The following is a 9,499-nucleotide window of genomic DNA, read 5'->3' on the forward strand; positions in this document are numbered from 1 at the left end:
GCAGGGCGGGGAAAGTTCCCCGCCCTTTTCTGTTTTTTTCGGCACCAGTGGCACGCCCGGCTGTTTGTCCAACGGAACGGTCCAGAGGAGGAACGCCATGAAGACCGAGCTGCAGATGACGATGGAACTGGAGGTTGCGGACGCCCAGGACGCCCAAAGGTTCGAGGAAAAGCTGCGCGGCTGGCTGCGCCACCAGAGTCAGGTGGTGTCGCTGTCGGCCACCCACAGCGGCGTCGGCAACGACGTCGCGTGGCGGGACGCCCGCCGGGCGGCGTTCGGCTCGCCGCTGCCCAACCCCTTCGCGCCGGGCCGTAACCGCTGAGGCCTGTCGGCTCCCCCCACCGAAGCGCCCGCCCTGCGCCCTCCTTGGACGGGGCGGGCTCCTTCCGACTTTCGAACCGCGTCAGCCCCGGAAGATGTGCGGCACCATCGCCGCGTCGGAGCCGACCCGGGGGTCCGCCGATTCACGGACCGACATGCCCAGGCACTTGTCCCCGATGATCCAGCAGTGCAGGAGCGCGTGGACGCCCTCCTCCTCGAAGATCGGCGGGGTTTCCAGCCAGACCCGTCCCCCCGGATAATCGGCGCTGCCGGTGTCCGAGATGGTGCGGCCGTGCGCCGTCATGCGCTGGGCCGCGTCGTCCAGCCCGAACAGGCTGCGCTCCGTCACGGAGTCGCAGCCGGCCATCTCCTCGGGGTCCAGCGCGGCGCGGCACAGGTTGGGGTGGCGCGGGTAAAGCGCCCAGAGCGTCGCCAGAAGTCCGTGGTTCGACATCGGCCAGCACCACAGCGGCGACAGCATGCTCATGCCGCCCATCCGCAGCTTCTGCAGGAAGGCATCGTCGGCCAGCCCCTGCCAGGGGTAGATCTTCGCCAGCCAGGAAGCCGACCGCCCCTCGTCGTCGATGAAGCGCTGGCCATCCCAGCCCAGGCTTTGCAGCGGCAGCAGATGCGTGGCGATGCCGGCCTCCGCCGCGGTGGCGGCCAGATAGACCAGCTCGCTCTCGCGCATCGGATCGGGGGTGGCACAGGCCAGATGGACGAGCCCGCGACCCGGCATGCCCGCCGCCAGCTCCTCCCAACGCTCCACCAGCCCCTCGTGCAGACCGTTGAACTGGTTGGCGTCGGCCATCAGGGCCTCGCGCCAGTTGCGCTGGATGATCGAGGCGGAGAACAGCCCCTCCGGCGTGTCGTAATTGCAGGCCAGCAGCTTGACCGAATCACGCCCGTCATAGGCCAGCGTCAGCCGCCCGATCAGCGCGCCGGCCCGCTCGTTCAGCCGGCCCGCGGCCCAATAGTCGTTCCAGGAGGCTTCGAGGAGCCGCGCCACGCCGCCGCGGACCCCCAGCTGGGCCAGCGCCCGCCCGTCCACCGTCGCGCGCAGCGCCTCGCGCAGCATGGTGTGCAGTTCGTCGGCGACGCTCTCGATCAGGTCGATCTGGTGGGCGGAAAACTCGTACCGCACGTCCTCGCGCCAGAAGGCGCCAGCGCTCATCGCGCGGACGCCATAGGGGTATTTGCGGAGCCCCGGACGCCAATCCGCACGGGGTTTCATGACTGCTCTGCGCATCGTGTGCTTACCGGGCCGCCGGATTCAATCCATGGTTTTGCCCCGCTGCGGCGCGCGCCGCGCGGCCGTCCGGGATTGGGTGGGGGCGGATCATTGCGGCGCAAACGCGCCAACACAAGCGCCTTGCGTGACTGTCCCTCCGTTTTTCCACGCTTGTTCTCTTGGATCTCACAAGCGGACCCGGCCGGCCAGCCAGGCCGCAATGGCGTTCTCCATCGCCTCGGCGGTCGGATCGCCGTGCTCCGGTCCGGTTCCCACCATGGGAAGCCTGGCCGCGACGGCGATGTCCTCCGCCGGGGCGCCCGTCCCGACGAACAGGTCGCAGCGCCGCAGCAGGGCGCACAGCCCATCGAAACCCAGCCGGCCGACCGCATTCAGGCAGGCCGCCCCCGTTTCCCCGGCAATGCGCGCCGCGGCCCCCCGGGCGGCCTCCTCGCCAATCAGGATCAGAGCGGTATCCCCCCGCGTGGCGAGGCGGCGGCACAGTTCCGACAGGCTCCCGGTGCCGGCGGACGCGGACAGCCCGACGGCGCAGCGCCAGCGCGCCGGAACGCCCTCCGCCAGAAGCGCGGCGGCGGCCCGCTCGCCGGCGGGCGAGGCCCAGACCTCCGTGGCGGGGTCCGGCTCTCCGGCGGTCAGCGCCTCCAGCAGGCCGGCCGGGGTCGTCGCGACATGGGTCAGGAAGGCGTCGGCGTAATAGCCGCGCACCGGCCGGCCGACCCTGTGGCCGAGGCGGAGCGGCGCGCCGGTGTCCTGCATCAGGCGGTTGGCGAAGCTGGCATCCTCTCCCCGGCCAGGATTGATCGTCAGGTCGAAGGCGCCGCTGAACTGCTGGCCGATCTCCTGGCGCACCGCGGTCACCAGCGCGTCGTCGGGCGCCCGCCCCTTCAGCGGCGGCAGGGTGACGCGCTGGTTGACGTAGGGGCAGAGGGCGAGCGCCGCCTCCGCGTCGGGCGTCGCGAAGACGGTGATCCGGGCCAGCGGCAAGGCCCGCCGCAGTTCCCGCAGGACGCCGGATGCCCGCAGCACGGCCCCCACCCCGTCCGGCAGGAACACGCCGACACTCCGGATCAGGTCGGTCGGGAAGGGGGGAGGTTCGCCGGGGACGAGCGTGCGGCGGCGGGCGGCCGGGCCCGAGTCCCGCAGCAGGGCCACCGCCGGGGCGGTCGAGGCACCCCGCGCCGGCGGAACGAAGCCCCAGGTTCCCTCGGCATCCGGACGTGCCAACGGTTCCACCATGGCATGCTCGGCGCGCGCGACGGTCGCCGCGTCGGTCACCCAGGGGAAGAAATCGCGCAACGGGAGGGTGCCGCTGCCGACCGTCCGGCCCGCAGCCTGCAACGCGTCCCACCGACGGACCGCGCCATCGTAGCCGTAATAGATTTCCTTGAACGCGACCTGCTCCCGCGTCGCGTAGGCGAAATGCTGGAAGACCAGCCCGCCCGCCGCCGTCTCCTCGTGAAGGAAGGGGTTGGCCGCGCCGAGTTCGAGGTCCGACCCGTCGGGCTGCGGACGCATCAGCCGGGGCGGGACGTGCGAGTGCCAGAAATCCCCCGGCCGATACCGCCATGTGCGCAGCCATTCGTACGCGCGGTAATTGCCGTAATGATCCAGCCGGTCGAGGACCAGGGACGGGCCGACGAAGAAATGGCAGAGGTACAGCGCCGCCGTGCGCGACGGCGAGTCGAGGAACATCCGGCGCGCACGGGTGATCTGCTCCGCCGTCCACAGTTCGTCCGCATCGACCTGCCAGAGCAGGCATTCCTCCGTCATGGCGGAGAGCGGCGCGGTCACCATCTCCACCTTGCCCTGCCAGAACATGCCGGGGGGCTTGCGGTAGACCGACACGCGCCCGAGCTCCTCCGCGGCGATGAGGTCCAGATACTCCGAGGTGCCGTCACTGCTTCGGCCGTCGCGGTGAAGGTCCTGCGGGACGCGCCCACCCCGCTGCGCGCACCAGGAGGAGTCGCGGACCTGCTCCGCCACCCCCTCCACGATGTGCCAATGCCAGGGGAAGGGCAGTTGGCGGAACACCTCCAGGTGATAGCGGATGAAGGGATCGCCGTTCAGCACGATGGTCAGGAAATGAACCGGTAGCATGCCCGCAATTCCGTCCTTCGCCCGTTGATCCAGCCTCGCGCAGTCCGCCGGACCTTGTCGGTTCCGCGGGAGCGGTGTCAAGGAACGCGTGCCATGCCGCGGACGGGTCGCCATCCCCCTCTTGACGGCGGGGGACCCCGCCCCTACCCTGGCGCCGGTTATGGTTCCCCGCGCCATCCGGTGGCGGGGCTAAGAGGGAAGCCGGTGAGCCGCCCCGCTCGGGGAGAAACGGCAAATCCGGCGCTGCCCCCGCAACTGTGAGCGGTGAGCGGCCTCGTCCTTTCCGTGTCACTGGCGCCGCCTGCGGGAACGGGCGCCGGGAAGGCCGGACGATGCCGCCTTGACCCGCAAGCCAGGAGACCTGCCGTAACCGAACGTACGTCCTCGGGCGGGGTGCCCCGGTGGTCGCTTGCCGATGTCCGGCCCTACGGCCGCCCGTCTTCCGCAAGCCGTCCCCCCGGTGCGCCCACCCTGGGGCCAAGGGGGTTGCGATGCCGGTGCCTGCCAGCAACGACGCCCCTCCCAACGCATGGCAGACTCGGAAAGGGCATAGAGCATGCACATCGAACCCGGCGTCGTGGACGGCGCCAAGATCGCTCTCAGCTACGCGACGGCCGCCGGCGGCTTCGCGATGGCCGGAAAGCTGGCGCGCGACGACGTCCGCAACAACGGCGGGGTCGCGCCGCTGGTGCTGCGCAGCCTGATCGCCACCGCGCTGGTCTTTTCCTTCTTCGAGGTGTTCCCGCACCACCCCGTGGGCGTGTCGGAGGTTCACCTGATCCTCGGTTCGACGCTGCTTCTGCTGTTCGGCGCCGGTGCGGCCTCCATCGGCCTCGCCGCCGGCCTGCTGATCCAGGGCCTGTTCTTCGCGCCCTTCGACCTGCCGCAGTACGGCATGAACGTCACCACGCTGCTGGTCCCGCTGTGGGGCATCAGCCTGCTGGCGAAGCGGATCGTCCCCGACGCCACTCCGTATGTCGACCTGAAATACTCCCAGGCGCTGGCCCTCTCCACCGCCTATCAGGGCGGCATCGTCGCCTGGGTGGCCTTCTGGGCCTTCTACGGTCACGGCTTCACCGCCGAGACCATGACGGAAGTCGCCTCCTTCGGCGCCGCCTACATGACCGTCATCATCGTCGAGCCGCTGGCCGACCTCGCCGTTCTGGCCATCGCCAAGGCGCTGCGCCGCCAGAGCCAGGGGCCGCTGTTCAACGCGCGCCTGCATCAGGGCGCCTGACCGGCCAACCGGACCGGCCAACCGGACCGGACGGTTCGCGTGAAGGGCGGCGGGGATGTCCCGCCGCCCTTTTCCGTTCAGAGCACCAGTTCGTTCAGATCAGCAGCTCGCCCTTGCGAATGGCCGCGTAGCGGCGGTTCACCGCTCCCCAGTCGACCACGTTCCACCAGGCCGCCAGATAGTCGGCGCGCCGGTTCTGGTACTTCAGATAATAGGCGTGCTCCCACACGTCGTTGCCCATCAGCACGGGCACCCCTTCCATGGCCGGGGAGTCCTGGTTCGGACGGGCGGCGATGGCGAGCTTGCCCGACGACGGGTCGGCGGTGACGAAGACCCAGCCGCTGCCGAACTGGCCGGCGCCCGCCGTGTTGAAGCGGGTCTTGAAGTCGTCGAAGCTGCCGAAGTCGCGCGTGATGGCCGCACCGACCTCGCCGCCCGGTGCGCCCCCGGCGTTCGCCCCCATGATGCTCCAGAACATGCTGTGGTTCGCGTGCCCGCCGCCGTTGTTGCGCACCGCGGTGCGGATGTTTTCCGGCAGTTCCGGCACGCGCTTCAGCAGGTCGGCCAGCGACATCGACTGAAGGTCGCCGTGGTTGGCAAGCGCCTTGTTGAGGTTGTCCACGTAGGCCTGATGGTGCTTGCCGTGATGCACGCTCATGGTCGTCGCGTCGATGTGCGGCTCCAGCGCGGCGGGGGCATAGGGCAGCGGCGGCAGCGTGAAGCCCTTGCCGCCCGGCGCCTGGCCCCCGGTTGTTTGGGCCAGGACGAAGCGCGGCGCCACGGCCAGCACCAGCGCGGCGGCTCCGGCGGACAGCAACAGTTGGCGGCGATCCAGGCGAATGGACATGAGACCTCCCATTGTGTGTTTTGTGCCGAACAGCGGGGGAAGCGACAGCCTCAGTGCAACCCCGCAACTCACTCAACAGGGCAATGGGCGTAGTCACTCGGTACCGGCTTACGGCGCATCGCCCGATTCCTACAGCCGAACCTTTCCCGTCAGGCCGGCGGACGCCGAGTGCACCACGCCCATCGCCACGGCCCGCCAGCGCCCCAGACGGAATCGGGAGGGGGCCGCCGCCGGCTTCCGGACCGGTGGGACCGGGACCGCTTCCGCCGCCTCGCGGATCTTGCGGGCGCGGCGCTCCCGCAGCAGCAGGCGCATCACCTCCTCCTCCGTGACAATGCGTCCGGCCTTTGCCGAGGCGAGGCTGGCGGTGTCCTGGAGGGCGGCGACCTGCGCCAGGGTGCCGGTCAGCCCCTTGGCGGCGGCGGTTTCCAGCGCTTCGCGATGAATGGCGAGGATGAACGGCTTCAGCCCGCGGTCGGGCGTTCCGTGCGGCGGTGTCGGCATGGCGGAAAGGCTCCGGGGATTCGTTCGATCGGATAAGCCATCATCCAACCGATAACGCCGCCGCGGCAAAGACCCCTACGGATTAGCCCCGCCGTCCCCGTTCGGGGAAACCGCCGCCGGATCAAAATCTACGAAACTCGGAAAGAACCGGCGCCCTGCCGGGAAGGAGAGAGTTGGTGGAGCCAAGGAGGATCGAACTCCTGACCTCTACAATGCCATTGTAGCGCTCTCCCAGCTGAGCTATGGCCCCACTATACTCTCAGACCAACACAAGAGGTGTTGGTGCGCTTGGAGGGACTCGAACCCCCACGGCCTTTCAGCCACTAGGACCTGAACCTAGCGCGTCTACCAATTCCGCCACAAGCGCGTCGTCTACTCTTGCATCCCGCGTCTCTTGGGGTGACGCGGGAGCGCTGATATAGCCGCGCCGTCGGCGGCGCTCAAGCGAAATCGACATCGCCCCGTCACTTTTTTGCAAGACCGCGAGAGGGAGCGCCGAGCCCCTATTCCGCCGCCCCGGCGTGGCGCATCCGGTCGGCGTTGGCGGCGCCCGCCTCGGCCCCCATCCCGGCCAGCACCTCAGCCGCGCCGCGGGCGATGTGCAGCGTGCGCTGCGGCAGCGGGAAATCGATTCCCAGCTCGATGAAGCGCGCTTTCATGCGGCCGTTGAACTCCCGCCCGACGTTCCATTGCTGGATGGGCAGCGTCTTGATCCGCGCCTTGATGACCGCCGCGGACTCCTGGAAGGAATCGACACCCAGCACCTCCAGCGGCTCCAGGATCAGCGGCGCGAAGCGCGGGTCCTTGCGCAGCTCGTCGCCGATGCCGTGCAGCACGGAGACCACGCGGTCGGCGTTCTCGTGATAGGGGATCGCCACGTCGAACACGTAGTAGCTGAAGTCCTTCGTCATGTTCGACACGCTGGTGACCGCGCTGAAGGGGATGGTGTGCACCGTTCCATCGAAGTCGCGCAGGCGGATCGTGCGGATGTTCATCCCCTCCACCAGACCGCCCTTACCGCCGACATTCACCACGTCGCCGACCGAGATGGTGTCCTCGAACAGGATGAACAGGCCGGTGATGACGTCCTTGACCAGAGTCTGCGCGCCGAAACCGACGGCCAGACCGACCACGCCGGCACCGGCCAGCAGCGGCCCGATGTTCAGTCCCAGCTCCGACAGGGTGATCAGGGTGACCAGCGTCAGCAGAACCACCAGAAGGGCGCTGCGCAGCAGCGGCAGCAAGGTGCGCACCCGCGCGCTGCGCTGGATGGCCCGCCCGTTGCGGTCCGTCGTCGCCAGATGGCGCTCGATCAGGCCGTTCGTCACCTCCCACACGGCGAGCGCGATGGCGCCGACCAGCAGGAGCGACAGGCCCGACGCCACGATGCGCAGGCCGATGGCGGTTTGCAGCCAGCCCCAGACGTCCAGCCCCCAGGCGTGCAGAACCACCAGCCCGCCCAGCATGCCCACCGCTGCGTGCAGAAGCCGCGCGGTGGGGGCGATGTAGCGGCGCAGCCGCCCCGCCGCCCAAGCCGACGGGCCCCGCCGGCGGTCCGTGCGCTCCACAAGCGCCGCGGCGGCGCGGGTGATCCCCCGCCCGACCAGCCGCGCGACTCCGGCGACCACCAGCGTCACCGCCGTCGCCTGCACCACGAACAGCAGCCCGCCGCTGATCTCCAGCGCCCAGATGCCGAAGAGGACGATGATGTAGAGGATGGCGATGGCGTGCCAGACATCCGCCACGCGGCGGCCGGCGGCGCGCAGCATCCGCCCCGCCCCGGCGGCCCGCCGTCCGGGCGGAACCGGCGACACCACGTCGGACAGCGGCTGCGCCGCCGCGATCCCGCCGCGCAGCCTTGCCGCCACCGCCTCCCGGCTCTGCAGCACCAGCACCGCCAGCATGACGGCGACGACCAGACCGACGAGGGTCACCAGCGCGCTGTAGCTCTGCGCCGGCAGACCGAGCCGCCGCGCCGCCTCGGCCAGGAACATCCCGTAGAGCGTGGTGATGGCGATGGTCCGGCACCAGCGCAGCAGCCGCAGGGCCGAGCCGTCGCTCATCGGGATCAGCCGCAGGTTGGATGAAGCCGGGGCCAGCAGCGCCCGGACGACCAGAAGCACGATCTGCACGAAGATGCTGGCGTTCAGGAAGGTGACGCCCAGAACCCGCACCACCGGCGGCGGGTCGAACAGCGCCAGCACGCCGAAGCCCGCGGCGGCGAAGGCCACGATGGGGGCCATGTCGAACAGCGACCGCACCAGCAGCAGCGGCACCTTGGCGAAGGCGGAATGGATGGGCCGGGCCGCCAGCATCGCGCGCGGGCGCCGCAGCGTGCGGATGGCGATCAGCCGGGCGCCCTGCCCGACCACGACCACTAGCACCAGCTCGGCGACCAGCCAGCCCCAGGCGGCGCGCTGCGCCGGGTCGGAGACCTGCCGTTCCAGCCAATGCAGCCCCTGCGGCGCGTTCAGCAGGGCGTCGCCGGCCAGCGCGGCCTCCTGCCCCAGCCCGTCGAGCCGCTCCGACAGCAAGGTGAGCAGGCGGGTGCCGATCCCCTCCGGCTCCGCCGGCGCGGCGGCGGCCTCCGCCTGCTCCAGGGCGCGGAGCTGGCCGAGCAGGGCGGCGCGGCGCTCCGGGTCCTCCAGCGTCTGGCGCAGGCGGGCGATTTCCTCCGGATTGGGGGCCGTTTCGGCCTGGGCCGGCGGGGTGGGAGTCGGGATCTGCGCCGACGCCGGGCTCACGATTCCCCCCAGCGCGGCGGTCAGAAGGAGAAGGAGGGCAAGAAGGCCGCGCAAGGCGCGGAAGCGGGCGGCGGCAAGCCGTGGGGCACGGTCGTCGGAAGTCATCGTCCTCTGGTGGTTCCAGTTCTCGGGAAAGACCTTTGGAGCGGTCCGGGTGACGGGTCCACCCAGGCCAACAGCGCCGGGCGCGGTTTGTCTTGCAACGCAGCAACCGCGACATTTTGTCCGGCGAACCGTCCGACCCGCCGTCCGCTCTTGCGCATCAATCTGATATATTAGTATACATCATGGCGAACGCCGGAAGCGCCCGCGCTCTGTCGCGGCGGGCCGCCCGACCCGGCGCCCCTTTTCAACCGGCCCTGGCCGGCGCCGCCCCCGATCCCATCAGGGGCCGCGAACACCAGTGGAGAACAGCATGTCCGTGAAGGTAGCGATCAACGGTTTTGGCCGTATCGGCCGTCTGGTTCTGCGGGCCATCTACGAGAGCGGCCGCAACG

General features: G+C 70.1%; 8 protein-coding genes, 2 tRNA genes and 1 riboswitch. Of the genes, 3 read left to right on the plus strand and 7 right to left on the minus strand.

The window, feature by feature from the left end; all coding sequences use genetic code 11:
• The first annotated feature begins 97 nt into the window (after positions 1–97).
• Positions 98–322, plus strand: coding sequence for a hypothetical protein (locus H0B54_RS26915; RefSeq protein WP_188262879.1), 225 nt, complete (start codon positions 98–100; stop codon positions 320–322).
• An 81-nt stretch (positions 323–403) separates the two neighbouring features.
• On the opposite strand, the gene H0B54_RS26920 is transcribed toward H0B54_RS26915, so the two are convergent.
• Positions 404–1,495 carry a glutathionylspermidine synthase family protein gene (locus tag H0B54_RS26920; protein WP_246472860.1) on the minus strand — a complete coding sequence of 364 codons (1,092 nt, stop codon included), beginning with the start codon at positions 1,493–1,495 and terminating at the stop codon, positions 404–406.
• Positions 1,496–1,738: 243 nt separating this feature from the next.
• Positions 1,739–3,670, minus strand: a complete 1,932-nt coding sequence (locus H0B54_RS26925) for a glycosyltransferase family 9 protein (RefSeq protein ID WP_188262881.1) — start codon at positions 3,668–3,670, stop codon at positions 1,739–1,741.
• A 144-nt stretch (positions 3,671–3,814) separates the two neighbouring features.
• A riboswitch (cobalamin riboswitch) is annotated at positions 3,815–4,053 on the plus strand.
• Between the two features lie 173 nt (positions 4,054–4,226).
• Between H0B54_RS26925 and H0B54_RS26930 the strand changes: the two genes are divergently transcribed.
• Positions 4,227–4,907, plus strand: a complete 681-nt coding sequence (locus H0B54_RS26930; protein WP_188262882.1) for an energy-coupling factor ABC transporter permease — start codon at positions 4,227–4,229, stop codon at positions 4,905–4,907.
• 94 nt (positions 4,908–5,001) lie between these two features.
• Here H0B54_RS26930 and H0B54_RS26935 read toward each other — a convergent pair whose 3' ends face one another.
• The 5 genes from H0B54_RS26935 to H0B54_RS26955 form a co-directional block, all read right to left on the minus strand.
• Positions 5,002–5,754 carry a superoxide dismutase gene (locus H0B54_RS26935; RefSeq protein ID WP_246472862.1) on the minus strand — a complete coding sequence of 251 codons (753 nt, stop codon included), beginning with the start codon at positions 5,752–5,754 and terminating at the stop codon, positions 5,002–5,004.
• A gap of 129 nt (positions 5,755–5,883) precedes the next feature.
• Positions 5,884–6,258: a hypothetical protein gene (locus H0B54_RS26940; protein WP_188262883.1), complete on the minus strand. Its 375-nt coding sequence runs from the start codon at positions 6,256–6,258 to the stop codon at positions 5,884–5,886.
• Between the two features lie 174 nt (positions 6,259–6,432).
• Positions 6,433–6,508, minus strand: a tRNA-Ala gene (locus H0B54_RS26945).
• 30 nt (positions 6,509–6,538) lie between these two features.
• Positions 6,539–6,625 (minus strand) — tRNA-Leu (locus H0B54_RS26950).
• A gap of 136 nt (positions 6,626–6,761) precedes the next feature.
• Complete coding sequence (locus H0B54_RS26955) at positions 6,762–9,107, minus strand: mechanosensitive ion channel domain-containing protein (RefSeq protein WP_188262884.1); 2,346 nt, start codon at positions 9,105–9,107, stop codon at positions 6,762–6,764.
• A 310-nt stretch (positions 9,108–9,417) separates the two neighbouring features.
• On the opposite strand from H0B54_RS26955, the gene H0B54_RS30340 reads away from it, so the two are divergent.
• A partial coding sequence (locus tag H0B54_RS30340) for a glyceraldehyde 3-phosphate dehydrogenase NAD-binding domain-containing protein (RefSeq protein WP_188262888.1) occupies positions 9,418–9,499 on the plus strand: 82 nt, incomplete at its 3' end.

Source organism: Azospirillum tabaci (assembly GCF_014596085.1).
In the GTDB taxonomy this organism is placed as follows: domain Bacteria; phylum Pseudomonadota; class Alphaproteobacteria; order Azospirillales; family Azospirillaceae; genus Azospirillum; species Azospirillum tabaci.